Annotated in this window: 24 protein-coding genes and 2 tRNA genes; 16 read left to right on the top strand and 10 right to left on the bottom strand. The window is 71.9% G+C overall.

From position 1 onward, the window contains the following. Positions 1-133: 133 nt before the first annotated feature. Complete coding sequence (locus BM288_RS02840) at positions 134-1123, top strand: carbohydrate ABC transporter permease (RefSeq protein WP_404799681.1); 990 nt, start codon at positions 134-136, stop codon at positions 1121-1123. Continuing rightward, positions 1120-2061, top strand: a complete 942-nt coding sequence (locus BM288_RS02835) for a carbohydrate ABC transporter permease (protein ID WP_092915629.1) — start codon at positions 1120-1122, stop codon at positions 2059-2061. Before BM288_RS02840 ends, BM288_RS02835 begins: the two co-directional genes overlap by 4 nt. 75 nt (positions 2062-2136) lie before the next feature. On the opposite strand, the gene BM288_RS02830 is transcribed toward BM288_RS02835, so the two are convergent. Then, a complete protein-coding gene (locus tag BM288_RS02830; RefSeq protein ID WP_092915627.1) occupies positions 2137-3507 on the bottom strand; it encodes an ABC transporter substrate-binding protein in 1371 nt (456 codons plus the stop codon). A 116-nt stretch (positions 3508-3623) separates the two neighbouring features. On the opposite strand from BM288_RS02830, the gene BM288_RS02825 reads away from it, so the two are divergent. Next, on the top strand, positions 3624-4007 hold the full coding sequence (locus tag BM288_RS02825; RefSeq protein WP_092915625.1) for an A1S_2505 family phage non-structural protein: 384 nt from the start codon (positions 3624-3626) through the stop codon (positions 4005-4007). Positions 4008-4029: 22 nt separating this feature from the next. Continuing rightward, positions 4030-4103, top strand: a tRNA-Leu gene (locus tag BM288_RS02820). A 33-nt stretch (positions 4104-4136) separates the two neighbouring features. On the opposite strand, the gene BM288_RS02815 is transcribed toward BM288_RS02820, so the two are convergent. Next, positions 4137-4973 carry an SDR family oxidoreductase gene (locus tag BM288_RS02815; protein ID WP_092916211.1) on the bottom strand — a complete coding sequence of 279 codons (837 nt, stop codon included), beginning with the start codon at positions 4971-4973 and terminating at the stop codon, positions 4137-4139. Between the two features lie 160 nt (positions 4974-5133). Between BM288_RS02815 and BM288_RS02810 the strand changes: the two genes are divergently transcribed. Then, positions 5134-6066, top strand: coding sequence for an aldose 1-epimerase family protein (locus BM288_RS02810; protein WP_092915623.1), 933 nt, complete (start codon positions 5134-5136; stop codon positions 6064-6066). A gap of 36 nt (positions 6067-6102) precedes the next feature. Here the strand turns inward: BM288_RS02810 and BM288_RS02805 are convergent, their stop codons facing one another. Genes BM288_RS02805 through BM288_RS02795 form a run of 3 tightly spaced genes read right to left on the bottom strand, consistent with a single transcriptional unit; the run spans position 6103 to position 10753 of the window. After that, the gene (locus BM288_RS02805; RefSeq protein WP_092915621.1) at positions 6103-8892 is read right to left on the bottom strand and encodes a multicopper oxidase domain-containing protein; all 2790 of its coding nucleotides are present in this window, start codon (positions 8890-8892) and stop codon (positions 6103-6105) included. Beyond that, positions 8889-10088, bottom strand: a complete 1200-nt coding sequence (locus tag BM288_RS02800; RefSeq protein ID WP_177220224.1) for a hypothetical protein — start codon at positions 10086-10088, stop codon at positions 8889-8891. Before BM288_RS02800 ends, BM288_RS02805 begins: the two co-directional genes overlap by 4 nt. Then, the gene (locus BM288_RS02795; RefSeq protein ID WP_206448400.1) at positions 10085-10753 is read right to left on the bottom strand and encodes a helix-turn-helix transcriptional regulator; all 669 of its coding nucleotides are present in this window, start codon (positions 10751-10753) and stop codon (positions 10085-10087) included. Before BM288_RS02795 ends, BM288_RS02800 begins: the two co-directional genes overlap by 4 nt. A 26-nt stretch (positions 10754-10779) precedes the next feature. Here BM288_RS02795 and BM288_RS02790 point away from each other — a divergent pair, with 26 nt between their 5' ends. Then, the gene (locus BM288_RS02790; protein WP_092915619.1) at positions 10780-11097 is read left to right on the top strand and encodes a DUF2249 domain-containing protein; all 318 of its coding nucleotides are present in this window, start codon (positions 10780-10782) and stop codon (positions 11095-11097) included. Between the two features lie 190 nt (positions 11098-11287). Here the strand turns inward: BM288_RS02790 and BM288_RS02785 are convergent, their stop codons facing one another. After that, positions 11288-11980: a GyrI-like domain-containing protein gene (locus BM288_RS02785; RefSeq protein WP_092915617.1), complete on the bottom strand. Its 693-nt coding sequence runs from the start codon at positions 11978-11980 to the stop codon at positions 11288-11290. A 16-nt stretch (positions 11981-11996) separates the two neighbouring features. Next, a tRNA-Lys gene (locus BM288_RS02780) sits at positions 11997-12069 on the bottom strand. A 297-nt stretch (positions 12070-12366) separates the two neighbouring features. Between BM288_RS02780 and BM288_RS02775 the strand changes: the two genes are divergently transcribed. The 10 genes from BM288_RS02775 to pstB all read left to right on the top strand — a co-directional run bounded on the left by BM288_RS02775 (position 12367) and on the right by pstB (position 21690). Beyond that, the gene (locus tag BM288_RS02775; RefSeq protein ID WP_092915615.1) at positions 12367-13701 is read left to right on the top strand and encodes an aspartate kinase; all 1335 of its coding nucleotides are present in this window, start codon (positions 12367-12369) and stop codon (positions 13699-13701) included. Further along, entirely contained in the window at positions 13698-14237 is a 540-nt protein-coding gene (gene ectA / locus BM288_RS02770) for a diaminobutyrate acetyltransferase (RefSeq protein ID WP_092915613.1), read from the top strand. The genes BM288_RS02775 and ectA overlap by 4 nt, the downstream gene beginning before the upstream one ends. Next, the gene (gene ectB, locus BM288_RS02765) at positions 14234-15520 is read left to right on the top strand and encodes a diaminobutyrate--2-oxoglutarate transaminase (RefSeq protein WP_092915611.1); all 1287 of its coding nucleotides are present in this window, start codon (positions 14234-14236) and stop codon (positions 15518-15520) included. The genes ectA and ectB overlap by 4 nt, the downstream gene beginning before the upstream one ends. 40 nt (positions 15521-15560) lie before the next feature. Further along, positions 15561-15953, top strand: a complete 393-nt coding sequence (locus tag BM288_RS02760) for an ectoine synthase (RefSeq protein WP_092915609.1) — start codon at positions 15561-15563, stop codon at positions 15951-15953. 84 nt (positions 15954-16037) lie between these two features. Then, positions 16038-16667 carry a hypothetical protein gene (locus tag BM288_RS02755; RefSeq protein WP_092915607.1) on the top strand — a complete coding sequence of 210 codons (630 nt, stop codon included), beginning with the start codon at positions 16038-16040 and terminating at the stop codon, positions 16665-16667. Between the two features lie 84 nt (positions 16668-16751). Further along, a complete protein-coding gene (locus BM288_RS02750) occupies positions 16752-17348 on the top strand; it encodes a hypothetical protein (protein ID WP_092915605.1) in 597 nt (198 codons plus the stop codon). Between the two features lie 309 nt (positions 17349-17657). Continuing rightward, complete coding sequence (gene pstS / locus BM288_RS02745) at positions 17658-18773, top strand: phosphate ABC transporter substrate-binding protein PstS (RefSeq protein ID WP_092915603.1); 1116 nt, start codon at positions 17658-17660, stop codon at positions 18771-18773. A gap of 108 nt (positions 18774-18881) precedes the next feature. Continuing rightward, positions 18882-19820: a phosphate ABC transporter permease subunit PstC gene (gene pstC / locus BM288_RS02740; RefSeq protein WP_092915601.1), complete on the top strand. Its 939-nt coding sequence runs from the start codon at positions 18882-18884 to the stop codon at positions 19818-19820. Between the two features lie 3 nt (positions 19821-19823). Then, on the top strand, positions 19824-20906 hold the full coding sequence (pstA, locus tag BM288_RS02735; protein ID WP_092915599.1) for a phosphate ABC transporter permease PstA: 1083 nt from the start codon (positions 19824-19826) through the stop codon (positions 20904-20906). Positions 20907-20910: 4 nt separating this feature from the next. After that, positions 20911-21690 carry a phosphate ABC transporter ATP-binding protein PstB gene (gene pstB, locus BM288_RS02730; RefSeq protein ID WP_092915597.1) on the top strand — a complete coding sequence of 260 codons (780 nt, stop codon included), beginning with the start codon at positions 20911-20913 and terminating at the stop codon, positions 21688-21690. Positions 21691-21885: 195 nt separating this feature from the next. Here pstB and BM288_RS02725 read toward each other — a convergent pair whose 3' ends face one another. Genes BM288_RS02725 through mshD form a run of 3 tightly spaced genes read right to left on the bottom strand, consistent with a single transcriptional unit; the run spans position 21886 to position 26030 of the window. After that, a complete protein-coding gene (locus tag BM288_RS02725; protein ID WP_092915595.1) occupies positions 21886-22842 on the bottom strand; it encodes an NUDIX hydrolase in 957 nt (318 codons plus the stop codon). Then, positions 22839-25112, bottom strand: coding sequence for an RNA degradosome polyphosphate kinase (locus tag BM288_RS02720; RefSeq protein WP_092915593.1), 2274 nt, complete (start codon positions 25110-25112; stop codon positions 22839-22841). The genes BM288_RS02725 and BM288_RS02720 overlap by 4 nt, the downstream gene beginning before the upstream one ends. Before the next feature lie 60 nt (positions 25113-25172). Continuing rightward, positions 25173-26030 carry a mycothiol synthase gene (gene mshD / locus BM288_RS02715; protein ID WP_092915591.1) on the bottom strand — a complete coding sequence of 286 codons (858 nt, stop codon included), beginning with the start codon at positions 26028-26030 and terminating at the stop codon, positions 25173-25175. Between the last annotated feature and the right edge of the window lie 24 nt (positions 26031-26054).

The raw sequence follows: 26054 nt of genomic DNA, 5'->3' as shown, positions 1-26054 counted from the left end.
GGCGGCCGTGCACCGCTGTGCGGCTCGTGCGGCAGTGGGGTACGTCGACCAGAAGTGAGGGATGCGCTTCTCAGAGAAGTGGGGTACACCAGAGAAGCGGTGCTCTCGGGCTCCGCCGACCGGAGGAGGCCCGTTGACGACGACGTCCGCACCGCCCGGCGCTCGGGAGCCCGGCGCGCCCGAGCCTGCAGCGCCGAAGCCGAAGCCCAAGCGCCCCCGGATGAGCCCGATGCGCCGGCGCGAGGCGCTAAACGGCTACCTGTTCATCTCGCCCTGGATCCTCGGCTTCCTCGTCTTCACGTTCGGCGCGATGGTCTACAGCCTCGTCATCTCCTTCAGCTACTACCAGCTCGCGACCGACACCGCCCGGCCGGCGGGCATCGCGAACTACCAGATGCTGATCGAGGATCCGAAGATCGCGACCGCGCTCGGCAACACGCTCTTCTGCGCCGTGCTCGCCGTGCCGCTCGAGGTGGCGCTCGCGCTCGGGCTCGCGATGCTGCTCAACACCGTGCGCCGCGGCGCCGGCTTCTTCCGCACCGTCTTCTACCTGCCGAAGATGACGCCGACGGTCGCCACCGCATCCGTCTTCCTGCTGCTGCTCAACGGCAGCAACGGCGCCATCAACCGCGGGCTCGCGGCGCTCGGCATCGACGGACCGGCGTGGCTGCTCGACCCCGCGTGGGTCAAGCCGTCGATCGTGCTCATGACGCTGTGGGGCGTGGCCGGCACGATGGTCATCTTCCTGGCGGCGCTGCAGAACGTGCCGAAGGAGCTCTACGAGGCCGCCTCGATCGACGGCGCCGGCTCGTGGCGGCGCTTCTGGAACGTCACGCTGCCGCTCATCTCGCCCGCGGTGCTGTTCAACGTGCTCGTGCTGACGATCGCGGCCTTCCAGATCTTCGACCAGGCCTTCCTGCTCTTCCACCGCACCACCGCATCCGGCTCGTCCGACGCCTCGCTGTTCTACGCGATCTACCTGTTCGAGCAGGCGTTCCGGCAGTTCAACTTCGGCTTCGCCGCGGCGATGGCTTGGCTGCTGTTCGTCATCATCCTGGTGATCTCGATCATCCAGATGCGGATCGGCAACCGATTCGTCTACTACGAGGGAGGCGAGCGATGAGCGCGCAGGCCGATGCCGCCGAGCCGCGGATGAGCTCGGCCGCGCTTGCTGCGGCTGCCGATTCGCCCGTGCAGCCGCGCGAGACGCGCCTGTCGGTGTGGGGCTGGGTCGGGCAGGTGGTGCGGTGGGTGCTGCTGCTGGCCTGCACCGGGCTGTTCCTGTACCCGATCGTGTGGCTGCTGGCTGCGAGCCTCAAGCCGCGCGGCGAGGTCTTCGACAACCGGCTCATCCCGCAGACATGGCAGCCGGAGAACTACGTCGAGGTCTTCGACCAGCTGCCGCTGCTGGCGTGGCTGGGCAACAGCGTGCTCATCGCCGTGCTCGCGGCGGGCTTCGTGACCGTCTCGAGCTCGCTCGTGGCGTTCGGCTTCGCCTACTTCCGCTTCCCGGGCCGCAACGTGCTGTTCGGCGTCGTGCTGGCGACCATGATGCTGCCGGGGGCGGTCACGCTCGTGCCGCAGTTCCTGATCTGGAACCAGCTGGGGTTCGTCGGCACGCACGTGCCGCTGTGGGGCGCGAACGTGTTCGGCTCGGCGTTCTACATCTTCCTGCTGCGGCAGTTCTTCCTCGGACTGCCGCGCGAGCTGTTCGAGGCGGCGCGCATCGACGGCCTGAGCGCGTGGGGGCAGTTCTGGCGCATCGCCTTCCCGCTCTCGGTGCCGTCGTTCGTGATCGTGTTCCTGTTCGAGTTCCAAGCCAGCTGGAACAACCTGCAGGGCGCGCTGATCTACCTCAACACCGGCTCGGCGACCGGCTACACCGTGCCGCTGGGCATCGCGAGCGCCATGACGAAGTACAGCCCCGAGTCGGGCGGCCACGGCGACTACCAGTACGTCATGGTGGCGGCGCTCATCGTCACGCTGCCGATGCTCATCCTGTTCGCGTTCGGGCAGCGCTCGTTCATCCACGGCATCGCCACCTCCGGCCGCACGGGCTGACGAGCATCCGCGCACAGCGACGGCGGGGACGGCCGAAGCCGCCCCCGCGGTCGCTGCTGCCGCGCGGGTACCCGATCAGCCGCCGCTGACCTGGTTGTAGGCGCTCATCGCGGCCTGCTGCGCCTGCGCGAGCGCGTCCTCGGGCGAGGCCTCGCCCAGCAGCGCCGACGTCATCGCGTTCTCGAGCTCGCCCTGCACCTGCTGGCCGGCGGGCGACGCGCCGACCGACGTGCCCTCGGCGGCCACGTCGTAGTAGGTGTCGATGCCCTCCTGGAAGCCGGGGTAGCCCTCGGCCGACGCGAACTCGTCGCGGATGAACTGGTCGCTCTCGGGCGAGCCGGTGAACAGCCCGGTGTTGATGCCGTTGCGGTCGGCCTCTGCCTCGGTCGTCTCCGCCCGAGCCTCGGCGGCCGCGCGCCACGCATCCGCCGTCGTCAGCTCGATCGCCCACGCGCACGCGGCCGACGGGTTCTGCGCACCCGCCGGGATGACGAACGACGAGCCGCCGGAAGCCGTGAACGGCTCGCCCTCGCTGTCGCGCAGCGGCACCGCGCCCAGCTCGACGTCGTCGGCGTAGGGCGTGAGCACGTTCAGGTACCACTGGTCGAACACCGCGGCACCGACGAGGTCGTTCGCGTAGCCGTTGCCGTCGCCGAAGATGTCGATCGCGGAGATGAAGCCGTCCACCTCGGCGAAGCCGCCCTGCGCCTCGTAGAGCTGCTGCAGGAACTCCACGGCCGCGACGTTCTCCTCGCGGTCGAGCGTCGGCGCGCCCTCCTCGTCGACGACGCCGCCGCCGAACGCGAGCAGCCACTGCTGCGCCTTCGAGACGCCCTGCGGGTCGAAGCCGACCCGGCTGACGCTCGAGCCGTCCATGACCGTCATCGCCTCGGCGGCCGCGATCATCGCCTCCGGGTCGCTCGTGTCGAGGTCGTCCGCGCTCACGCCGGCCTCCTCCATGACGCGCGCGTTCGTGAGGATCACCGGGGGCTGGTAGAACTGCGGCACCGCCCACATCTGGTCGTTCCAGGTCACGTCGTCGGCGACGTGCGGATACCAGTGCTGCTGCGGGTCGACCTCGTGCGCAGCGAAGCACGCGTCGAGCGGCATGATGAGGCCCTGCGCCGCGTAGGTCGGCACGAACTGGCGGTCGATCTGCACGACGTCTGGCATGTCGCCCGAGACCGCGAGCGTCGTGAACTTCTGCGCGTCGAACGCAGTCTGGTCGAGCTCGACCGTGACGCCCTCGAGCGCGGCTGCGGCATGGTCGAGCCGCGCCCGACCCACGTCGTCGGTGTTCTCGAATCCCCAGCCGCTGAGCGTGCCCTCCGGCACCGCACCGAAGTCCGTCTCGGCGGACGCTTCCGGTCCGCCCCCGCCCCCGCCGCATCCCGTCAGCAGCAGTGCTGCCGCGATGGCGCACGCCGCGCCCGTCCGTGCCCGCATGGCAACCTCCTCGTCCCTGGCGGTCGCGAACGCGACCGGCTCACGATGCGGACGGTACGCCCGTCTGTACCCCGATGGAAGCCGCTTCTCCTGAGAGTCGCGCGTACGCTCGCCGCATGGAGACCTCGCCAGCCCGCATCGACGCGCTCGAGCCGCACCAGGTGTTCGTGTTCGGCTCCAATGCCGAGGGTCTGCACGCCGCCGGCGCCGCCCGCACCGCGCACGAGCGCTTCGGCGCGGTCTGGGGGCAGGGCAGCGGCCTGCAGGGGCAGTCGTACGGCGTCGACACGATGCGCGGGCTCGGCACCATCGAGCGCGAGGTCGCGGCGCTGCTCGCATTCGCAGCCGCCCATCCCGAGCTCGAGTTCCTCGTCACCGAGATCGGCTGCGGCATCGCCGGCCACACGCCGGGCCAGATCGCGCCGCTGTTCCGCGCCGCGCCGGCCAATGTGCTGCTGCCGCAGCGCTTCGCGGCCGTGCTGGCGGGCGAGTCGGCGTAGCGTAGGGGCGGGCGCGCGCCCGGCCCCCATAGCCCAACTGGCAGAGGCAGCGGACTTAAAATCCGCCGAGTCTGGGTTCGAACCCCAGTGGGGGCACTCCGCGACAGCCGACTCAGCGCACCAGCAGACTCAGTGCACGAGCAGCTCGCGCAGGCTGATGGGCCTGCGGCCGGTGAGCAGCTCGACGTCGTCGCTGACGCGCGCGAACCTGCCCTCCGCGATGGCGGTGTAGGTGGTGATCCAGCCGTCGATCTGCCACGCGGGCGCGTCGAAGTGCACGCGCGAGCTGCGGGCCTCATCGACCGTCTCGTCGACGTAGCGGATGCGTCGTCCGGTGGCCGACGACAGGGTCTCGACGATCTCGGCGAACGAGAGCGCCTCCGGCCCGGTCATGTCGTAGATGCGGCCCGCGTGCGCTGCCGGGTCGCGCAGCACGGCGGCCGCGGAGCGTGCGACGTCGAGCTTGGCGACCGCCGCGACCCGCCCCTGGCCCGCGGGCGCCCGGAGGAGGCCGTCGGCATCCGGCAGCAGCGCCAGGAAGTCGAGGTAGAAGCTGTCGCGCAGCATCGTCCAGGCCATGCCGCTGGCGCGGATCGCCTCCTCGGTCGCGTAGTGGTCGCGGGCGTAGGTGAAGACAGCATCGGTGGCCGCCGTCTGGAAGGAGGTGTAGACGATGTGCTCGACACCCGCCGCGGCCGCCGCCGCCACGAAGTCGAGCTGCTGCTGCAGCCACCCCTCCTCCTCGCCGGCCGAGACCATCAGCAGCGTCGACACGCCTTCGAGCGCAGCCTGATCGCGGTCGCCGTACGAGCTCTGCATGACGACCGCGTCGGGCAGCTGGGGCGCACGCTCGGGCGCGCGGGCCAGCAGGCGCAGGGGAGTGCCGCCTCGTGCGAGCTCCTCCGAGGTGAGCCGCCCGACCGCTCCGGTGGCGCCAGTGATCGCCAATGCGGGTGCGTCAGTCATGCTCATCGGGCCTTCCGGTTCAGTGCTGGCGAGGCGCGCCAAGGAGCGAGCGTACGCGCCCGTCCGGCGCGCGCCCCGCGCACTCGGCCCGCTTCAGCCAACGCTGGGGGAGTGCTCGGCGGGTGGCGCTCAGCCAGCGGCGCATCGGTAGGCTCGCGGCATGCGACCGCCCACCGGAGAGCAGTTCATCATCGCCCGCAGCGTCGACGGCCGGCAGCTGCGCGCCGTCGTGACGGAGGTCGCGGCGGGGCTGCGCGAGCTGGTCTTCGACGGCGTCGACCTGGTCGAGCCGTTCCCCGAGCACGCCCGCCCCGCGAAGGCGCAGGGCATCGTGCTCGCCCCCTGGGGCGGCCGAGTCGCCGGCGGCGACTGGCGGCACGAGGGCACGACGCAGCAGCTCGCCATCACCGAGCGCGACAAGGGCAACGCCAGCCACGGCCTGCTGCGCTTCGCGCCCTACCGGCTGCTCGAGCACACCGAGTCGAAGGTGGTGCTGGCGGCGACCATCCATCCGCAGACCGGCTGGCCGTTCCTGCTCGACACCACGATCGCGTACGAGCTCACCGACGACGGCCTGCTGGTGACGCACGAGGCGACCAACGTCGGCACCGAGCGCGCGCCGTGGGCGTGCGGCGCGCATCCGTACCTCGCCGTCGGCGACACCGCACCGGGCGAGCTCACGCTCACGGTGCCCGCCGCCCGGGTGTTCAACGCGGAGGGGCTCATCCCCACCGAGGAGACCCTGGTGGATGCGATGGATGCGTCGGCGCCCGACCTGCGCGGCGGCCGCCGCCTGGCGGAGCTCGACATCGACGCGAACTACGCGGGGCTGGAGTTCGTCGGCGGGGTGGCCACCTCGTCGCTCCTCGACGCGGGTGGCCGCGGCGCGGAGCTGTGGCAGGACTCTGCCTACCCCTTCGCGGTGGTCTTCACCCCGAGCAGCTTCCCGGCGTCGTCGGGAGCGAAGCACGCGGCGGCGGTCGAGCCGATGAGCGCGCCCGCGAACGCGCTCAACAGCGGCACGGGCCTCGTCTGGCTCGAGCCGGGCGAGCGCTGGATCGGCCACTGGGGCATCGACCCGGTCGGCTTCTGACCGGCGTGTCCTGGCCGGCGCGACGCCGCCGCCGCGCTACTGCGCCACCTCGAAGACCCCCTGCGCCCCCCGATCCGCGTCGATCATCACGTGGCTCAGGAACGGGTAGTGGCCCGCCTCCGGGAAGACGAGCTCGACGAAGCCGCCCTGCGCCGGCTGCAGCGCGAGCGCCTGCGCGCCACCGTCGCCGCCCTCGCGCGCGTCGAGCAGGTAGTCGCCCTCGGCCCAGGTGGTGTCGAACTGCCCGCCCACGACGTGGAAGCTCGACGGCCGGGCGACTCCGGCATCCAGCAGCCACACCCGCACGCGCTCGCCGACCCGGGCGGCCAGCGGTGCGTGCTCGTACTGGCGGGCGTAGCCGTTGAACGCCACGATGTCGGGCTGGCCGGTCGCCAGCTGCGCGACGTCGACCTCGCCGTCCTGCGGTCCGAGGTAGAGCTCCGACTGCACGAGCACGTAGCTGCGATCCACCTCGGGCAGGCCTGCCGGCTCGATCACGACGGCGCCGAACATGCCGTTGGCGATGTGCGCGCTCATGGGCATCGTCGCGCAGTGGTACATCCAGATGCCGGCCCGCTCGGCGGTGAACGCGTAGGTCAGCGCCTCGCCGGGCCCGATGGTGCGCATCGGCTCGTCGGGCGCCAGCGCCCCGGCGTGGAAGTCGATCGAGTGACCGATGGTGCCGTCGTTGACGAGTGTGATCTCGAAGCGGTCGCCGACCCGGCCGTGCAGCGTCGGGCCCGGAGCGGTGCCCGGTACGGCGCCGTCGAAGGTCCACAGCGTCTGCCGCACCCCCGGCGCGACCTCGACCACCTGTTCGGTCACGGTGAGCGTCTCCCGGTGCGTGACGGGCCCGTCGGCCGGCGGCGGCAGCGGCGGCAGCGCGGCGTCGCGGGCGGTGAAGCCTGCGCCCGGCTCGGCCATCGGGTCGTAGACGGCGTCGGATGCGTCGTGGCCGTCACCGGCGCCGGATGCGTCGCCGCCGTCGCCGGCGCCGGCCGCCGAGTGATGGTGGGCCGCGTCGGGCGTCGCCGCGCCACCGGGCTCGCCGGTGACGACGATCGCGAGCGTCATGCCCATCTGCCGGTGGCCGATCACGGAGCACCAGCCCTCGGCGCCGGCGGTCACGATGCCAGCATCGATGCTCGCGTGCTCGCCCGGGGCCAGTCGCGGTGAGCGCACGCCGGTGTCGAGCACCAGGTCGTGCTCGATCTCGACATCCGCGTTCGTCAGCTCGATCACCAGCCGGGTGCCCGCCGGCACCTCGATGCGGCCGGGGGTGAAGCGCATGTCGGCGGCGCTCACCTCGACGGTCTGCACGGGTGCGGATTCGGCGGTGGGCTGTGCTGCCGCCGCCGCACCCGCCGGGGGAGCGGTGAGACCGAGGTCCTGCGGCTGCACGGCCGCCGCGATCACGACCGCGAGCACGACCGCCAGCAGCCCGGCGACGGCCTGACCGGAGCGCTGCCCGGCCGGTCGCTCGCCCTCCGGTGCGATGGGTCCGCGCCGCGACGCGGCCGCAGCCGCCGCAATGCCTGGAACTGGCGCAGCGCCCGCGACCGGCGCAGCGCCCGCCACCGGCGCAGCGCCCGCGCCCGCGGCCTGCGCCTGCTTGGCGCGCCGCTGCGCCCGCATCGCGATCACCAGCAGCGGCAGGAACGACCCCACCGCGACCAGGTACAGCATCGACGCGATCACCCGCATGAGGCTGCTCACCGGCAGCGCGCAGACCACCAGCGCGACGTTGGCGGTCGCGATCCGCAGCGGGCCGCCGCGATCGAGCGCCCGCGTGCCGGTGCGCACCGGCGTCGGTCCGCCGCCGAGCACCACCGGCACCAGATAGCTGAGCGCGCCGATGAGCACCTGCGCGACGAAGCCGGCTGCGGCGTACGGCACCACGGCATCCATCGCCGCTCGCACGGCGACGAAGTCGGCGCCGGTCGACCAGGCGTGGAGCGCCGTGCCGGCCAGCGCGAGCAGCGTGCCGACGCCCCAGAGCGCCGCCATGCCCGCCGAGCCGGCTGCGAAGCTGCGCGGCGGCGCCGTGCGGGCGGCCCGCACCATGCCGATCGCGATGAGCACGAGCCCCGCCGCGTAGCAGAGCAGGCCGAGCGCGAGCACGCCGCTCGCGCCGAGTGCGGCACCGGCCGTCGCGACGGCCGCCGCGACGGCGAGCACGGGCAGTGCGCGAGCGGCGGAGGGCCCGGCCTGCTCGTCGGCGCGCGTGCGCAGCATCGTCGGCCAGAGCGTCACGAGCGTGCCGGTGACCGTGAGCCCGACCCAGCCGAGCAGGTTGATGAGCGCGTGCGCGAGCACCAGCCGCTCGCGGTCGGCGCCGAAGCCGCCGGCCAGCCAGGTGCCCAGGCTCGCGCCGACGATCAGGAACGCCGCCGCGGCCACGTAGTAGCGCACCGTGCGGCCGAAGCGGCCAGCGAGCGCCCCGCGCAACCGGCCGACGAGGCTCACGGCATGCCAGGCGACGGCGGCGATGAGCAGCGCGGCGCCGGCGACCGTGACCGGCCAGACGGCCAGCGGCACCCCGATGACGACGAGCGCCGCGCCGGTGTTCGACAGCGCCAGCCGCCAGGTCTGACGGGACCGGTCGCTGCTCGACTGCTTGGATCGCAGCAGCGCGAACGAGAAGTACTGGCTCCACACCAGGATGGCGTGCGTCGCGGCGCCCAGCAGCAGCACGTGCAGCATCAGCCAGCGCGGCGCAGGCAGGTCGCGGTGCGCGATCGTGACGAGCACCAGCAGCAGCAGCCACAGCACCGTCGGCAGATCGCGCAGCGGCTGGAACCCGCGTGTGGTGGAGGCGGCCCTCATCGCACAGCGCCCGTGTTGGTGCCGGTGCGCGCACCGGTGACGATGCCTGCACCAATGCCGATCCGGATGCCTGGGGCCGGCTCGGCTGCTGATGATGCGGCGGCCTGCGCGGGCGCCCGCACTGCCGGGCCCGCGATCGCGCTGCCGACGGCGACGAGCAGGAACAGCAGCACCGCCACGATGTTGAGCACGCCGCCGAGCTGCCAAGCGGCCGGCCCGCCCAGGCCATCGCCGAAGCCGATGCGCAGCACGAGCCCGGCGTGCAGCAGCAGCATCGGCGCCCACATGACGGCCCGGTAGGGGAGCGGGATGCGCAGCACCGCGGGCAGGATCGTCGTGGCGTGCGCCATGATCATCGAGATCGTGAAGCCGAGGAACACGGCGTGCAGCACGGCGTCGTACGCGGGCTGGCTGACCGGGTGGCCGAAGAGCAGCACGCCGGCTGCCACGGCGAGCCAGCCGTAGCCCGCCAGCATGCAGGCGGCCATGAAGCGCGTGACGCCGCGCGCCGCGATGGTGCGTCGTGCGACATCGTGCCGCACGAGCCATACGGTGAGCGCGGCGAGCACCCCGCCGAGGAGCCGCGCACCGGCGTCGGCGTCGATGAGCGTGACCACCAGCGCCGCCGTCGTCGCCCACGCCGCCAGCAGCAGCCGTCCGCCGGCACCCGCGCCCATCGTGATGCGGGCGAGCTCGACGCGCTCGGCGGCGATCGTCAGCACGACGAACGCGATCAGCCACGGCATCAGCCGCGTGACCGGCAGGTCGCCCAGCCAGAGGATCGCGGCGGCGCACCCGAGCGCCGCCGCCAGCAGCTGGGTGAGCAGCGCCGCGTCGCGCTGCCTGCGCCACAGCGGCAGGTACAGCGCGGTGAACGCCGCCATGCCGGCGACCAGGACCAGCTTCGCCGCCGCCAGCGGCACGGCGTCGACCACGAGCAGCACCGCGCCCGCACCCAGCAGCGCCGGCGCCGCGAAGCCGATCCGGCGGCCCCACGCGGTCGCGCGCTCGAGGGCGATCAGCGTGCCGACGAAGCCGAGCACCAGCACCACGCCGTGCACGAGCGGCAGCCGCGCGGTGGTGACGGGCGCGGGCAGCCCGAGCAGCAGCAGCGCGGCGTCCAGCCCCGCCAGCAGCGCGAGCGCCGCCGGCAGCATCCACAGCGCGCGCAGCGGCAGCGCGCGGCGCGCGGTCACCGTGCGTCCAGCAGTCGCAGCGTGCACTCGCTCGGCCCGCTGAAGGGCTCGAGCGCCGTCGCGGTGCGCTCGGCGCCGAGCGCCTGCAGTGCGCCGTCGGCCATGCCCAGGTGCACGGCGCAGACGACCTCCGGATGCCGCGCCGCGGCCTCGAGCAGCGGGCAGCGGCGCAGCAGCACCGTCGTGCCGTCGCCCTGCGGATCGGGCGCGAAGCCTTGCTCGCGCATGAGGTCGACGACGGCTGCCCGCGCGGACGACTCGCCGCGCGGCGCATCCTCGTCGGCCGCCCGGGCCGCCATGAGCTCGCGCCCCCATGCCCGCCCGGCCTCGCGAGCCTCGGCGACCGGATCGTCGCTGACGCGCATCACCGTCGCGGCGAGCACGCTCGCGAGCGGCGCGTACGGCGTCGACGCCTCCGGCTCCGCCGCCTGCCACAGCCAGGCCGGGCGGCCCCGGCCGGCTGCCGGCGCCGCGCGCCTGGTGGCGAAGCCGTCACGGCGGAGCGCATCGAGGTGGCCGCGCACGGTGTTCTCGTGCAGGCCGGTGGCCAGCGCGAGCGCGGCGAGGGACACGGGCGCGTGCTGCGCCTCGAGCGTGCGCAGCAGCCGTTCGCGCGAGGCGGAGTGCAGTCGTCCGCTGATGCTGCGGCGAGAGGTATTTTCCACGGTACTTATTGTAGTAAATTCTGGGCATGGCCGATATCCAGATCCACCGCAGCCTCGACGACGCGAACGAGGCCCCCGCCGCCGCCCACGCCTGCGCGTGCGGCGAGCACGACGACACCATGCCCGAGCTCGATGTGCAGACGATCCCGCACGCCGTGCGCCACGCCGCCATCTTCGGCGCACTCGACGCGCTGCAGCGCGGCAGCGGGATGATCATCTCCGCGACGCACGATCCCGTGCCGCTGCTGACGCAGCTCGGCCAGCGCCACCCGGATGCCTTCGAGGTCGACTACCTCGACCGCGGCCCGGAGCGCTGGCGCATCCGGCTCGTGCGCGTCGCGTAGGCGACTGCCGCCGGCTGCCGCACTGCGCCAGCTCGTGTGTCACGGGCGACTGAGCCGGGCGCGCGAGCGTGCGATCCTGCATCCCCGGCAGCCCTTCGAGGTGATCGTCGCGGCGACCGAGTGGGAGCCCGAGTGCGCCGACGACCATCTGGCGCAGACGACGCGGCTCGCACGGCTCATGCGCGAGGAGTCAGCCCTGCTGAGGCTGCTGCTCGCCGACCTGAACTGCCATGCCAGCCAGCCGGAGCTCGCGCCGCTGCCCCACGACGGGCGCAGCCACCGGCTGACGCAGGATCGTGCGCAGCCTCGCCGGCTCCACCCGGCGGGCGTCGCTGAGGTAGATCTCGTGGTGCCGGCCGCTCATGCGGAGCCCCTCGGCCTCGAGCCACGCGTGCATCCGCTCGAGCACCGGCCCCTCGTCGTCGAAGGCGCCCACGTGCAGCGTCTGCACGCAGCGGCCCTCCTCGAGCGGCGCGAGCCGGATCTCGTCGAGCCGCACGGGCGCGCCCTTCGTGCGCACCGCATCCGCCGCCTTGTCGACGAGCGCGCGATCGATCCAGTCGGGCACCAGCATCAGCAGCGTCCAGTCCCACCGCGACTTGTCGCGGGCGACGGTGAAGGCATCCATGTCGGCCGCTGACCACAGGCCCTCGAACGGCATGACGACGTAGTCGCGGCCGAGCTCGCGCCTGCTCGCGAACTTCAGCGCGTAGGCGAGCGGGTAGAGCGCCTCGAGCGCCTCGCGGTAGGCGGGCGCGGCGTTCGGGTCGCCGTGCCCGTCGATCATCAGGTACTGCAGCGGCGGCACCTCGACCAGCCGGAACTCGCCCCGCTTCGCGCGATAGGCGTCGAGCTGTCGCTTCAGATCGACCTTCTCGGTCATGCGGCATCACCTCGCGTGGGCCCGGTGGGGCTCGAACCCACGACCGACGGATTAAAAGTCCGATGCTCTACCGACTGAGCTACAGGCCCGCGCATCCAGGGTAACGGCGCGAAGGGGGCACGGGGACACGCCCGAGACACGCCGCCGGCGCGGAATCGTTGCCCGCTCGTCATCTGCGGCGGTGCGATGCCTCTTCATATGCGCGCGCCCACGCGCGTAGCACGACGCGATCCCGGTGCCCCAAGGGCGAACACGGTTGCGATCGATCGAGATCTCGGTAGCGTCGATGACCGTTCGCTGAGTCCCGGCTGCAACGCCTGGATGACTCGCACGCGCCGACCGGCTCGCGCCCACTGGCACCCCCCGATCATCGACCGAGGAGATGCATGCCCCTGATCGTGCAGAAGTACGGCGGTTCGTCCGTCGCCGATTCCGACCGACTGCGCATGGTCGCGCGTCGCATCGCAGCCACCCGCGAGGCCGGCCACGACGTGGCGATCGTGGTCTCGGCGATGGGCGACACCACCGATGAGCTGCTGCAGCTGGCACGAGGGGTCTCCTCCGAACCGGTGGCGCGCGAGCTCGACATGCTGCTGACCGCCGGTGAGCGCATCTCGACCTCGCTGCTGGCGATGGCGCTGCACGAGCTCGGGCACGAGGCCGCCTCGTTCACCGGCGTGCAGGCCGGACTGCGCACCGATCAGGCGTTCGGCGACGCGCGCATCCTCGACGTGCAGCCCGCGCGCATCGCCGACGCCATCGCGGCGGGCGTGATCCCGATCGTCGCCGGCTTCCAGGGCGGCAACGACGACGAGGACGTCACGACGCTCGGTCGCGGCGGCTCCGACACGACCGCGGTCGCGCTCGCCGCCGCACTCGGCGCCGAGGTGTGCGAGATCTGCACCGACGTCGACGGCCTCTACACCGCCGACCCGCGTGTGGTGCCGCACGCGCAGCGGCTGCCGTACCTCTCGACCGAGGAGGCGCTCGAGCTCACCGCGCACGGCGCGAAAGTGCTGCACCGCCGCTCGGTGGAGATCGCTCGCCGCCACGGCGTCAGCCTGCACGTGCGCTCGAGCTTCGGGGAGACCGAGGGCACCTGGATCTCCGACGACCCCGTCGCCACCGCCCTCGCCGCCGATCCGCTCTCAAGCGACCCCCACGCATCCGTCCACCAGCACGCCGACCTCGAGGAGAGCCCCGTGGAGCAGCCCATCATCAGCGGAGTCACGCACACCGACGACCAGTCCATGCTGACGGTGGTGGGCGCGCCCGACGTGCCCGGCACCGCCGCCGCCATCTTCGCCGTCATCACCGGCGCCGTCGCGACCGTCGACATGGTGGGCCAGACGCACACCGCCGCCGACACCGGCCTGATCGACTTCTCGTTCGCGCTGCCGATGGAGGACGCCACCCGTGCCGCCAAGGCGCTGCAGCGCGAGCAGGACCGGCTGGGGTTCGCGACCCTCACGCTCACCGACGACGTCGGCAAGGTCTCCGTCGTCGGCGACGGCATGCGCTCGACCCCGCAGGTGTCGGCGCAACTGTTCGAGGCGCTCAGCGCCGAGGGCATCACGGTGCACCTCATCGCGCAGAGCGAGATCCGGCTGTCGGTGGTCGTGCCGCTAGAGCAGCTCGAGCACGCGACCCGGGTGCTGCACGGCGCGTTCGGGCTCGATGCGGTCGAGCTCGCCGTCGTGCACGGCGAGGCGGCCGCATGATCGGCACCATCGCCTTCCGCGCCCCGCGACCCGACGAGGGCGCGCAGCTGTGGGAGCTGGCCCGCGACAGCGAGCGGCTCGACCTCAACACGCCCTACGCCTACATGCTGTGGGCGCGCGACTTCCGCGAGACCACAGTGGTGGCGGATGTCGACGACGAGCTCGTCGGCTTCGTCACCGGGTTCCTGCGGCCCGAGGATCCGACCACGCTGATGATCTGGCAGGTCGCGGTCGACGAGTCGCAGCGCGGCCGCGGGATCGCCGGCCGGATGCTCGACGAGCTCGCCTCGCGCACCGGGGCGGCCGCGGTCGAGACCACCATCACCCGAGCCAACGAGGCATCGGTGCGGCTGTTCGCGTCCTTCGCCGAGCGACGCGGCGCCGAGCACACCGTCACCGACCTGTTCGCACCCGAGCACTTCCCCGGCACCGAGGGCGAGTGGGAGGCTGAGCTCCTGCATCGCATCGCCCCGCTGCGGCCCGAGCCGCGCGAGGAGACCGAGGCGCTCGACGCACTTGAGGAGGCAATCCGATGAGCACCACCACCACAACTCCGGCCGAGACGCCTGCAGGCGGCATCGGCGACACCAGCGCTTTCGAGCGTCGCGAATCCGCGGTCCGGTCCTACGCGCGATCGTGGCCCGCGGTGTTCGCGAGCGCCTCAGGCGCCGAGCAGGTGAGCGAGCAGGGCGAGACCTACCTCGACTTCTTCGCCGGCGCAGGCGCGCTCAACTACGGGCACAACCACCCGATGCTGCAGCAGGTGGCGATCGACTATCTCGCCAGCGGCGCCGTCGTGCACTCGCTCGACACCCACACGCCCGCCAAGCGCGCGTTCCTGGAGGCGTTCGAGCGGCACATCCTGGCGCCGCGCGGGCTCGAGCACCGGGTGCTCTTCCCCGGGCCGACCGGCACGAACGCGGTCGAGGCGGCGCTGAAGACGGCCCGCAAGGCCACCGGCCGGCGGGACATCGTCTCGTTCACCAACGCCTTCCACGGCATGACGCTCGGCTCGCTCGCCGTCACCGGCAACGCCAAGAAGCGCGCCGCCGCCGGCGTGCCGCTGCCCTTCGGCGTCACCGCCCCCTATGAGGAGCCGGGGATGGACGCGATCGCCTGGCTCGAGCGGGTCTGGTCCGACAGCGGCTCCGGCATCGACCTGCCCGCCGGCGTCATCGTCGAACCCGTGCAGGGGGAGGGCGGCCTCCGCGCCGCGAGCCCCGAATGGCTGCGCCGCCTCGCCGACCTCTGCAAGCGCTTCGACGTGGTGCTGATCCTGGACGAGATCCAGGCCGGCTGCGGTCGCACGGGCACCTTCTTCGCGTTCGAGGAGGCCGGCATCACGCCGGACATCATCACGCTGTCGAAGTCGCTGTCGGGCCTGGGCATGCCGATGGCACTGACGCTGATCCGCCCCGACCTCGACGTCTGGCAGCCCGGCGAGCACAACGGCACCTTCCGCGGCTTCGCACCCGCCTTCGCGACCGCGACCGCCGCGATCGAGACCTTCTGGGCCGACGGCGCCTTCGCCGAGTCCGTGCAGGCGAAGGCGGCGCTGCTCGACGCGGGCCTGCAGCAGATCGCCGAGCACTCCGGGGCGACGCTGCGCGGACGCGGGATGCTGCGCGGCGTGCGCTTCGAGGATCCGGCCGTCGCCGGCCGCGCCGCAGCCGCCGCGTTCGAGCGCAAGCTGCTGGTCGAGACCTCCGGCTCGAACGACGAGGTCATCAAGCTCATGCCGCCGTTGACCATCACCGATGAGCAGCTGCAGCGCGGCATCGCGCTGCTCGACGAGGCCGTGCGCGCCGCTACGGCGTGACGCACCGCCCGGCATCCAACCGAACGACGAGAGGAACTCCATGAAGGTCATCCACATCGACGAGCTCGACGGCACCGCCAACGACGTCGACCACGACACCTGGCGCAGCCGCCGCTTCGTGCTCGCCGACGCGGGCGTCGGCTTCTCCTTCCACGACACCCTGCTGCGCGCGGGCACCGAGACCGAGATGTGGTACGCCAACCACATCGAGTGCGTCTACGTCTACCAGGGCACGGGCACGCTCGTGAATCGCGAGACGGGCGAGGAGTTCCCGCTCAAGCCCGGCACGATGTACCTGCTCGACAAGCACGACAAGCACACCGTGCGCGCCGAGACCGACATCCGCTGCGCGTGCGTGTTCAACCCGCCGGTCACCGGCCGCGAGGTGCACGACGAGAACGGCGTCTACCCGCTGCTGACGGCCACGGCCTGAGCCGCCTCGACCGCCGCACAGGGCGCCGCCGGGCTGCATGCTCGGCGGCGCCCTCGCACGTGCCGCGTGGGAGGATCGTTGCCGATGGCTGACGACTTCCACCGCCCCACGCGCTTCTCGAACGACTGGTTCGAGCGCGTGGAAGGCGACGTCGACCCGGTGGTGCGGCTGCAGCTCGCGAGCGAGACGGCGAATGCGCTGCTCGCCCGCGTGCGCGCCGGCGCCGACCCGGAGGTGGCGGAGCGCATCCTGCGGGTGGCGCGCGAGGACGGCATCGACATCGTCGCCGAGCTGTGGTCGGGCGCCCGCCCGCATTCGCTGCCGGGCGCGCTGTGGCGGGTGCACGTGCTGCATGCGCTGGTGACCCAGCGCGCCGAGGAGGCCGCGCACATCTACCAGGCGGGGGCGGATGCGCTGCCCACGGCCGCACCGGTGGTCGCGGGAGTGCCGGCGCCGGCCACGCCCGCCGAGCTGCGGACGCTCTCGGAGACGATCCTGCGCGGTGTCTTCGCCGGCGACTTCGCGCTCGCGCTCGAGCGCGCCGCCGCGTTCGCGATCGTCACGGCGGCGGGCGCCGTGCAGCTCGCCCACCAGGACGAGACGACGCACCCCGATCGGGCGAGCGCGCGCACGAAGCTCGCGGCCAGGCTCACCGACATCGCCGAGGATCTGCGCATCTGCGCTCGGCTGTGGCGGTCGGACTCGCTCGCCTGAGGGTCGCCTGAGCGAGCCGCCCGGTCGGCGGCGTAGGCTCGGCGGAGCCGTCAGTCGCGGCCGTCGCACGATTCGGAGACTCGCATGCCCAAGCCTCGCCGCACCCTCGCAGCCGCCCTCGTGATCGGGGCGAGCGCCATCGCGCTGACGGGCTGCTTCCCGCTGCCGCCCGCACTGCCGGAGGCGCCGAGCGCGCCCTCGAGCACCCCCGCGCCCGCCCCGGAGACGTCGGCGCCGGAGGTCTCGGAGACCGCCGCGCCGACGGAGCCGAGCCAGGAGCCCGCAGCCGGCGACTACCCGTACACCGTCGACGACGGGCTCGGCGACACCTGGTCGTTCGACGTCACCAACCTGATCGCCGACCCGCCGATGCAGTCCGGTGAGGCCGAGCCGGGCACCTTCTTCGTCGGCGTGGTGATCTCCGCCGAGCACGTCGAGGGCGACGTCGGCTTCAGGACCTGCTTCGACATCTTCATCGAGGGCGACGACGGCCAGACCTACGACTGGCGCGACACGATCGGCGTGACGGCGGAGAACGACGTCTACTTCGCCGACGACACGTCGTTCGCGGACGCGGTCGCCGCGGTGCAGCTCCCCGAGGGCGTCGAGCCCGAGCGGGTCATCATCCGCTCCGCGTACGGCCACCCGGAAGTGCCGGACACCGTCATCGACGTCAACTGACATTCCTGCGTTCGCAGTGAGCGCATCCGCCCGCGTGTCGGCCCGAGCCTCGTTAGTGTGGACGAGCCGGGCCGCGTAACCCCGGGCTCCAATATTCGCCGCTGCGAGCGGCCTCTCGCCGTGAGGCGTTCGCGGCCCGGCACTCAGCTTCCCGGGCGCCGCGCGCTGCCGCCGCCCGTGTTCACCCGCTGTTCACCTGCGCGGGGCCTTCGCGAAACCCGGCTTCCCTAGCGTGAATTCCGGCGCGCTCGTTCGTGCCGATTCCAGGGCGCTCCAGGCCCTGCATCACAGCACTCCGAAGGGAACACCGTGAAGTTCACGAAGCTCGGCCGCGCAGCGGTCGTCGCCGCCGCAGGCGCTCTCCTGCTCAGCTCCTGCGCCGCCAACGAGCCGGCCGCCGACGAGCCTGCCGGCACCGACGCGTCCGCCGCTCCCGGCGGCTCGTCGTTCTCGGGCGACCTCGCCGGCGCCGGCGCATCGTCGATGGGCGCAGCGCAGGAGGCCTGGATCGCGGGCTTCCAGACGGCCAACCCCGACGTCAACATCACGTACGACCCCGCCGGCTCGGGCGCGGGCCGCGAGCAGTTCATCGCCGGCGGCGTCGGCTTCGCCGGCTCGGACGCCTACCTGAAGGACGAGGAGCTCGCGGGCTCCTTCGGCGCGTGCGTCGCCGACACCCTGCCCGTCGACCTGCCCGTCTACATCTCGCCCATCGCGGTGATCTTCAATGTCGAGGGCGTCGAGTCGCTCAACCTGGACTCGGCGACGATCGCGCAGATCTTCTCTGGCCAGATCACGAAGTGGAACGACCCGGCGATCGCCGACCAGAACCCGGAGGCGACGCTGCCGGACGCCAACATCACGGCCGTGCACCGCTCGGACGACTCGGGCACCACCGAGAACTTCACCGAGTACTTGGCAGCGACCGCTGAGTCCGACTGGAGCGAGGGCGTCTTCGAGACGTGGCCCGCGAGCTACCGCGGCGAGGGCGCACAGGGCACCTCCGGCGTCGTGCAGGCCGTCACCGAGGGTGTGAACACGATCGGCTACGCCGACGCGTCGCGCGCCGGCGACCTCGGCACCGTCGCCCTGCAGGTGGGCGAGGAGTACGTGCCGTTCACCTCCGAGGCAGCCGCCGCCGCCGTCGACGCGTCGCCGCGCGTCGAGGGCCGCCACGAGGGCGACATCGCGGTGGACCTCGACCGCACGACCACCGAGGCCGGCGTCTACCCGCTCGTGCTGATCTCGTACGCGATCGCCTGCACCGACTACACCGATGACGCACAGGCAGAGCTGGTCAAGGGCTACCTCTCGTACATCGCATCGGCCGAGGGCCAGGAGGCGGGCGCCGCGAACGCGGGCAACGCTCCCATCTCGGACTCGCTGCGCGACGAGATCCTCGCCGTCGTCGACAGCATTCAGTAATACTGGACACGCACACCGCACGCCCGTAGGGCTGCACCGTCCGGCCGGGGCGCACCACCGCCCCGGCCGGACCTCGTTCACAGGTCCTCCGACTCCGCAGGGAGCTCAATGACTACCGCTGCACCGGCCGCACCCAGGGCCGCAGTGAAGAACCGGCCCGCCGACATCGTCTTCAAGGCCGTCTCGACGACCGCAGGCGTGCTGATCCTGATCGCGCTCGGCGGCGTCGCGCTGTTCCTGGTCGTCCAGGCCGTGCCCGCGATCATCGGGCCGATCCCCGAGGAGGAGGGCGCCAACTTCTGGGCGTGGGTCTGGCCGCTCACCTTCGGCACGCTCTGGTCGGCCTTGCTGGCCATGGTGATGGCCGTGCCGCTGGCAGTCTCGATCGCGCTGTTCATCACGCACTACGCGCCGCGCAAGCTCGCGCAGTTCCTCGGCTACCTCATCGATCTGCTGGCAGCTATCCCTTCGGTCATCTACGGCCTCTGGGGCATCGCGGTGCTCGCCCCGTTCTTCCAGCCCGGCTACATCTGGCTCGCCCAGAACCTCGGCTGGCTGCCGCTGTTCAGCCCGCCCGCGTCGGGCACCGGCCGCACCATCCTGACCGCATCCGTCGTGCTGGCGGTGATGGTGCTGCCGATCATCACGGCCCTGTGCCGCGAGATCTTCCTGCAGACGCCGCGGCTCAACGAGGAGGCCGCGCTCGCCCTCGGCGCCACCCGCTGGGAGATGATCAAGATGGCCGTGCTGCCCCACGGGCGCTCCGGCATCATCGCCTCCTCGATCCTCGGCCTCGGGCGCGCGCTGGGCGAGACGATGGCGGTCGCCATGGTGCTCGCCTCCTCCGGCGTCGTGAGCCTCGTGCTGATCGGCTCGCAGAACCCCTCCACGATCGCCGCCAACATCGCGCTCCGCTTCCCGGAGGCGCACGGCATCACCGTGAACATGCTGATCGGCTCCGGCCTGGTGCTGTTCGCCATCACCCTGCTGGTCAATGCCATCTCGCGCTGGATCATCGCGAAGACGACCGTCGACGGAGGTCGCTGAGCCATGACCACCACCATCGCCCCCAACCGCACCGCGCAGAACCCGCTCACCGCGGGGCAGCTGGCGCCCTGGGCCCCCTGGGCGCTGCTCGGCGTCTCGGTGCTGATCGGCGCCGCCATCGCCGGCCTGATCGCCGGTGCCTCCGACAGCGACTTCAGCGTCGTGATCGTCGCGCTGTTCGGCTTCGTGCTCTACCTGGTCTCCGTCACCGTGGTCAGCCAGCTCATCGAGGGCGGCCGGAAGGCAGCCGACCGCCTGGTCACCGGGCTCGTCGTCGGTGCCTTCCTGCTGGCGCTCATCCCGCTGATCTCGCTCATCGTCACGGTCGTCGTCAACGGCGCGGCCCGCTTCGACCTGCAGTTCTTCACCTGGACGATGCGCAACGTCGTCGGTGAGGGCGGCGGCGTGCTGCACGCCATCGTCGGCACCGTGCTCGTCACGCTCTGGGCGGCGATCATCTCGGTGCCGGTGGGCATCTTCACCGCCATCTACCTGGTCGAGTACGGCAGGGGTGCGCTGTCGAAGGCGATCACCTTCTTCGTCGACGTGATGACCGGCATCCCCTCGATCGTCGCGGGCCTGTTCGCGTACGCGCTCTTCGCGCTCTTCGCCGGCGAGGGTGTGCGCAGCGGCCTCGGCGGGGCCGTCGCGCTCAGCCTGCTGATGATCCCGACCGTCGTGCGCTCGACGGAGGAGATGCTCAAGCTCGTTCCGAACGACCTGCGCGAGGCCTCGCTCGCGCTCGGCGTGCCGAAGTGGCTCACGATCTGGAAGGTCGTGCTGCCCACCGCGCTCGCCGGCATCGTCACCGGCGTCACGCTCGCGGTCGCCCGCGTCATCGGCGAGACCGCGCCGCTGCTGATCATCGCCGGCTTCACCACGAACATGAACTACAACGTGTTCGACGGCCGCATGATGACGCTGCCGGTGTTCGCCTACAACCAGTACATCAGCCCAGGGGTGCAGGAGCAGGCCTACTTCGACCGCGCGTGGTCGGCGGCACTCGTGCTCATCCTCATCGTCATGATCCTCAACATCGGCGCCCGCGTCATCGCGCACTTCTTCGCGCCGAAGTCTGGAAGGTAACGCAATGTCCAAGCGCATCGAGATCAACGACCTCGACATCTACTACGGCGACTTCAAGGCCGTCGAGGGTGTCTCGGTCGACATCGAGCCCCGCGCGGTCACCGCATTCATCGGTCCGTCCGGCTGCGGCAAGTCGACCGTGCTCCGCTCGCTCAACCGCATGCACGAGGTGATCGCCGGCGCGTGGGTCGACGGCGAGGTGCTGCTCGACGGCGCCAACCTGTACGGCCCGGGCGTCGACCCGGTGAACGTGCGCCGCCAGATCGGCATGGTCTTCCAGCGCCCCAACCCGTTCCCGACTATGACCATCCGCGAGAACGTGCTCGCCGGCGTGCTGCTCAACAACCGCCGCATGTCGAAGAGCGACCAGGACGACCTCGTCGAGCGCTCGCTGCGCGGCGCCAACCTCTGGAACGAGGTCAAGGACCGCCTGGGCGTGCCCGGCTCCGGCCTCTCCGGCGGCCAGCAGCAGCGCCTCTGCATCGCCCGCGCCATCGCGGTGAGCCCCGACGTGCTGCTGATGGACGAGCCCTGCTCGGCCCTCGACCCGATCTCGACGCTCGCGATCGAGGACCTCATCGAGGAGCTCAAGACCGAGTACACGATCGTGATCGTGACGCACAACATGCAGCAGGCCAGCCGCGTGAGCGACAAGACGGCGTTCTTCAACATCGCCGGCACCGGCAAGCCGGGCAAGCTCATCGAGTTCGACGAGACCGCGAAGATCTTCTCGAACCCGAGCGTGCAGTCCACCGAGGACTACGTCAGCGGAAGGTTCGGCTGATCAGAGATCAGCCGCTGCCTGGTCCGCGACGCGGTGCGCCGCGCAGCTGACGGCCCGCAGCAGTGCCGGCCGGCGATGCGTCGCGAACGGAGGATCGATTCGCGATCCGTCGCAGGATGAGGAGAGAACGTCCTCTTCTGGGAACATCTCCTCAGCTCAGAACGGCGGCGTCGGGCGCTCGCGCGCTCCGGCGCCCTATCGCTCGCGGGGGCTGTGCGTCTCGAGGGCGACCAGCGCGGGTGTCTCGCCGGCCGAGACGTGCAGCACGGTGAACTCGGCCGTGTGCAGCATCGACGCGCGGTGCGTGCGCTGCGATTCCAGCGCATCCGTCGCGTGCACGACCGCGGTGACGATCTCCGGGATGACCGGCGCGTGCGAGCAGAGCACGATGCCGCGGCGCTTGCGCACCGCCTTGCCGACACGCCGCTCGACCTCGTCGCGCGGGTGGAGCTCCGGGTGGTCGTGCGCCTCCTGGCTGATGGCGCTCGAGACCTTCGGCTCGATGCCCAGCAGCTGCCGCAGCGGCGCCACCGTCTGCATGCAGCGCACCGCGTTCGAGGTGATGATGCGCTCGGGCGCGAACGCCGCGATGCCGCCCGCGACGAGCCGCGCCTGACGCTCGCCCCGCGAGGTCAGCGTGCGCGACGCATCCGACCCCTCCCAGCTGAACGGGTCGGCGGCCTTCGCGTGCCGCTGCGCGATGATCGGGAAGGTCTCGGCGTGGCCGGCTGCCAGCCGCTCCTCGAAGCGCTCGATGACCGTCACGTCGTGCTCGTAGGTGCAGCGGCGCTTCGCCTTCGCCAGCGGCAGCCACTCGAGCGCGAGGATCTCGTCGTTGGGGGAGAAGGCGGCGGCGCTGACGGCGTCGTCGTCGACCTTCGCCTGCCAGTAGTAGACGACCTTGTCGCGGCCGTCAGGCAGTCGGTACTCGGTCGTCCCCAGCGGTGCGCCGAGGCTGATCGTGAGCCCGGTCTCCTCCTCGATCTCGCGAGCGGCGCACTCCGGCAGCGTCTCGCCGGGGTCGAGCTTGCCCTTCGGCAGCGAGTGGTCGCGGTGCTGGGTGCGCTCGACCAGCAGCACCTGCACCTTGCCGCCCACCTCGCGCCAGACGAGGGCGCCGGCGGCGAGCACCGGCGGTCGGTTCGCGCTCACCGGGTCGACCGCTTGCGCCGCTGGATCTGGATCATGCGGTCGCGGTGCAGGTCGTCGAGCGGCGTGCCGTCCTCGGTCTGGAAGTGCCGCGTCCAGCTGCCGTCGGGCTCGCCCCACCAGGAGGCCGTCTGCGGCGACATCGCCTTGTCGAAGTGCTGCTGGATGTCGCGCATGTGCTCGCTCGAGGTGAGCTGGATGAGCGTCTCGACGCGGCGGTCGAGGTTGCGGTGCATCATGTCGGCCGAGCCGATGAAGACCTCCTCGTCGCCGTCGTTCCAGAACGCGAACACGCGAGAGTGCTCGAGGTAGCGGCCGACGATCGAGCGGATCGTGATGTTCTCGCTCAGCCCCGGCACGCCCGGCTTGATCGTGCAGATGCCGCGCACCCAGATCTCCACCTCGACGCCCGCGCGGCTGGCGCGGTAGAGCGCGTCGGTGATCTGCTCGTCGACGATGGAGTTGACCTTCAGGCGGATGCGCGCCCGGCGGCCGGCGCGGGCGGCCTCGGTCTCGCGCTCGAACCGGCTCAGCAGCCCCTTGCGCAGGTGCCTGGGGGCGACCAGCAGCCGCTGGTACGACTTCTCCTTCGCATAGCCGGAGAGCTCGTTGAACAGCCGCGTGATGTCGCGGCCGACCTGGTCGTTGTCGGTGAACAGCCCGAAGTCCTCGTAGATGCGGCTGGTCTTCGGGTTGTAGTTGCCGGTGCCGATGTGGCAGTAGTGACGCAGCCGGCCGTTCTCGCGCCGCACGATCAGCATCAGCTTGCAGTGCGTCTTCAGGCCCACGATGCCGTAGACCACGTGCACGCCCGCGCGCTCGAGCTGCCGCGCCCAGCGGATGTTGTTCTGCTCGTCGAAGCGCGCCTTCACCTCCACCAGCGCCAGCACCTGCTTGCCGGCGGCGGCCGCGCGGATGAGCGCGGCCACCACGGGGGAGTCGCCGGAGGTGCGGTAGAGCGTCTGCTTGATGGCGAGCACGTCCGGGTCGTCGGCGGCCTGCTCGAGCAGCGCCTGCACGCTCGTCGCGAACGACTCGTACGGGTGATGGACGAGCACGTCCTTGCGCGTGATGGCGGCGAAGAGGTCGGGGGAGTCGTCCTGGTCGGTGGGCAGGAACGCCGCCGCCGTCACCGGCACGCGCTTCGTGTACAGCAGGTCGGGCCGGTCGAGCTTCGCCAGCTGGAAGAGCCCGGTGAGGTCGAGCAGGCCGGGCAGCTTGTAGACCTCGGAGTCGGTGATGCCGAGCTCGTCGACGAGCAGCTCGAGCGTGACGTCGTCGATGTCCTCCGACACCTCGAGGCGGATGGGCGGGCCGAACTTGCGGCGCGAGAGCTCATGCTCGAGCGCCTTGATCAGGTTCTCGGTCTCGTCCTCGTCGATCACCACATCCTCGTTGCGGGTGACGCGGAAGACGTGGTGCTCCACGATCTCCATGCCCGAGAACACCTCGTCGAGGTTGTTCGCGATCAGCTCCTCGAGCGGCAGGAAGCGCTGCGCGCCGTCGACGCGCGAGAGCTCCACGAAGCGCGGCAGCACCGCGGGCACCTTGAGGCGCGCGAACTGGTCCTCGTCCTCGCCCGGCACGCGCACGCGCACGGCCAGGTTGAGCGAGAGCCCCGAGATGTACGGGAACGGATGCGCGGGGTCGACCGCGAGCGGCATCAGCACGGGGAAGATCTCGTCGTCGAAGCGCTTGCCCATCGACTCGCGCTCGGCGTCGGTCAGGTCGCTCCAGCGCACGATCCTGATGCCGGCGGCCCGCAGCTCGGGCTCGAACGACTGCTGCGCGGTGCCCGCATGCCGCAGCTGCAGGTCGTGGGCGCGCTCGACGATCTCGTCGAGCAGCTGCTGCGCGGCCCTGCCGACGTTCGTCGGCACCGCGAGGCCGGTCATGATGCGGCGCTTCAGGCCGGCGACGCGCACCATGAAGAACTCGTCGAGGTTGGAGGCGAAGATGGCCAGGAAGTTCGCCCGCTCGAGCAGCGGCGTCGTGGGGTCCTCCGCCATCTCCAGCACCCGCTGGTTGAAGTGCAGCCACGAGAGCTCGCGGTCGAGGAAGCGGTCGGCGGGCAGGCCATCCTCGGTCTCGACCCCCTGCATCTCGGCCGACCAGGCGACCTCCAAGTCGAAGTCGTCGCCGTCGAAGTCGGCCTCGTTGGCGTCGTGGAAGGTCTGCTCCTGCTCGAGCGTGCGCGGGGCGCGCTCGATGCGCGGCAGTTCGCCCGTCGCGCTCTCCGTGACGTTCGTCTCGCTCGCAGTGCCGTCGCTCATGGCGTCATTCTGCCAAGTTCGCGTGCACGGCGGGTGCAGGGTTCGCGGCGGCCGCCGGAATCACGCATGCGCGGCATGTCGCCAGCGCACGTCGATGGCCCACTGCGTGAAGCCCGCGCGCCGGTACAGCGCGAGCGCCGGCGCGTTGTCGCCCTCGACGTAGAGGTGCGCCGTCGTGGCACCCAGCGCGCGCATGCGCACGAAGGTGGCCTCCAGCATCCGTCGCCCGAGGCCGGCGCCCTGCCGCCGCGGCGAGACGCCCAGCACGTACAGCTCCGCCACCTCGCCCTCGGGCTTCACCCAGGTGAAGGCGTCGAGGGCGCCCTCGCCCGGCGCCACCACGAGGTTGGCGTCGTGGTGCCAGGGCTCGGCCATGCGGGCGGCGAGGTCGTCTGCCGACATGCGGCCCTGCTCGGGGTGGTCGGCGAACGCCTCGGCGTTCAGGGCGAGCAGAGCGGATGCGTCGTCGGGCTCGTACGCGCGCGTCCCGTCGGGCAGGCAGTCGTCGGCCGCCGCCGTGGCGGCCGCCGGCACGGCCGCCCGCAGCTGCAGCAGCGTGCGCACGCGCCGCATGCCGAGCCGCTCGGCGATCGCGGTGGCGGCCGGGTGGTCGCCGTGCGCCCAGGCGTCGAAGGCGCCGAGCTCGTCGGCGATGCCGCGGGCGAGCGCGGTCCCGAGGCCATGGCCGCGCTGCTCGGGGTGCACGGCCAGCTCCACCTCGGGCAGCGAGCCGTCCTGACCGGCATCGCTGATGACGGCCAGCGCGGTCGCGTCGCCGATCGCGCGCCGCTCGCCGCGCCGCAGCTCGACGAGCGCCTGGTCGTTGAACGGCGGCATGCCGTCGGCCTGGGCGCACGCGGCGCCCAGCTCGGTCGCGAGGCGCACGGCCTCGACCGGCTCGATCCGTGCGGGGCTCACCGGGCGTCCTGGTTCATCGCCCCA

The sequence above is a fragment of the Agrococcus baldri genome (assembly GCA_900114805.1).
GTDB classification, from domain to species: Bacteria; Actinomycetota; Actinomycetes; order Actinomycetales; family Microbacteriaceae; genus Agrococcus; species Agrococcus baldri.
This window is presented reverse-complemented; position numbering and strand designations above follow the sequence as displayed.

Excerpts from the sequence above, each read along its gene's own strand:
- BM288_RS02835 (WP_092915629.1), top strand. The coding sequence starts at position 1,120 with ATGAGCGCGCAGGCCGATGCCGCCGAGCCGCGGATGAGCTCGGCCGCG.
- BM288_RS02830 (WP_092915627.1), bottom strand. The coding sequence starts at position 3,507 with ATGCGGGCACGGACGGGCGCGGCGTGCGCCATCGCGGCAGCACTGCTG.
- BM288_RS02825 (WP_092915625.1), top strand. The coding sequence starts at position 3,624 with ATGGAGACCTCGCCAGCCCGCATCGACGCGCTCGAGCCGCACCAGGTG.
- BM288_RS02815 (WP_092916211.1), bottom strand. The coding sequence starts at position 4,973 with ATGACTGACGCACCCGCATTGGCGATCACTGGCGCCACCGGAGCGGTC.
- BM288_RS02810 (WP_092915623.1), top strand. The coding sequence starts at position 5,134 with ATGCGACCGCCCACCGGAGAGCAGTTCATCATCGCCCGCAGCGTCGAC.
- BM288_RS02805 (WP_092915621.1), bottom strand. The coding sequence starts at position 8,892 with ATGAGGGCCGCCTCCACCACACGCGGGTTCCAGCCGCTGCGCGATCTG.
- BM288_RS02790 (WP_092915619.1), top strand. The coding sequence starts at position 10,780 with ATGGCCGATATCCAGATCCACCGCAGCCTCGACGACGCGAACGAGGCC.
- BM288_RS02785 (WP_092915617.1), bottom strand. The coding sequence starts at position 11,980 with ATGACCGAGAAGGTCGATCTGAAGCGACAGCTCGACGCCTATCGCGCG.
- BM288_RS02775 (WP_092915615.1), top strand. The coding sequence starts at position 12,367 with ATGCCCCTGATCGTGCAGAAGTACGGCGGTTCGTCCGTCGCCGATTCC.
- ectA (WP_092915613.1), top strand. The coding sequence starts at position 13,698 with ATGATCGGCACCATCGCCTTCCGCGCCCCGCGACCCGACGAGGGCGCG.
- ectB (WP_092915611.1), top strand. The coding sequence starts at position 14,234 with ATGAGCACCACCACCACAACTCCGGCCGAGACGCCTGCAGGCGGCATC.
- BM288_RS02760 (WP_092915609.1), top strand. The coding sequence starts at position 15,561 with ATGAAGGTCATCCACATCGACGAGCTCGACGGCACCGCCAACGACGTC.
- BM288_RS02755 (WP_092915607.1), top strand. The coding sequence starts at position 16,038 with ATGGCTGACGACTTCCACCGCCCCACGCGCTTCTCGAACGACTGGTTC.
- BM288_RS02750 (WP_092915605.1), top strand. The coding sequence starts at position 16,752 with ATGCCCAAGCCTCGCCGCACCCTCGCAGCCGCCCTCGTGATCGGGGCG.
- pstC (WP_092915601.1), top strand. The coding sequence starts at position 18,882 with ATGACTACCGCTGCACCGGCCGCACCCAGGGCCGCAGTGAAGAACCGG.
- pstA (WP_092915599.1), top strand. The coding sequence starts at position 19,824 with ATGACCACCACCATCGCCCCCAACCGCACCGCGCAGAACCCGCTCACC.
- pstB (WP_092915597.1), top strand. The coding sequence starts at position 20,911 with ATGTCCAAGCGCATCGAGATCAACGACCTCGACATCTACTACGGCGAC.
- BM288_RS02720 (WP_092915593.1), bottom strand. The coding sequence starts at position 25,112 with ATGAGCGACGGCACTGCGAGCGAGACGAACGTCACGGAGAGCGCGACG.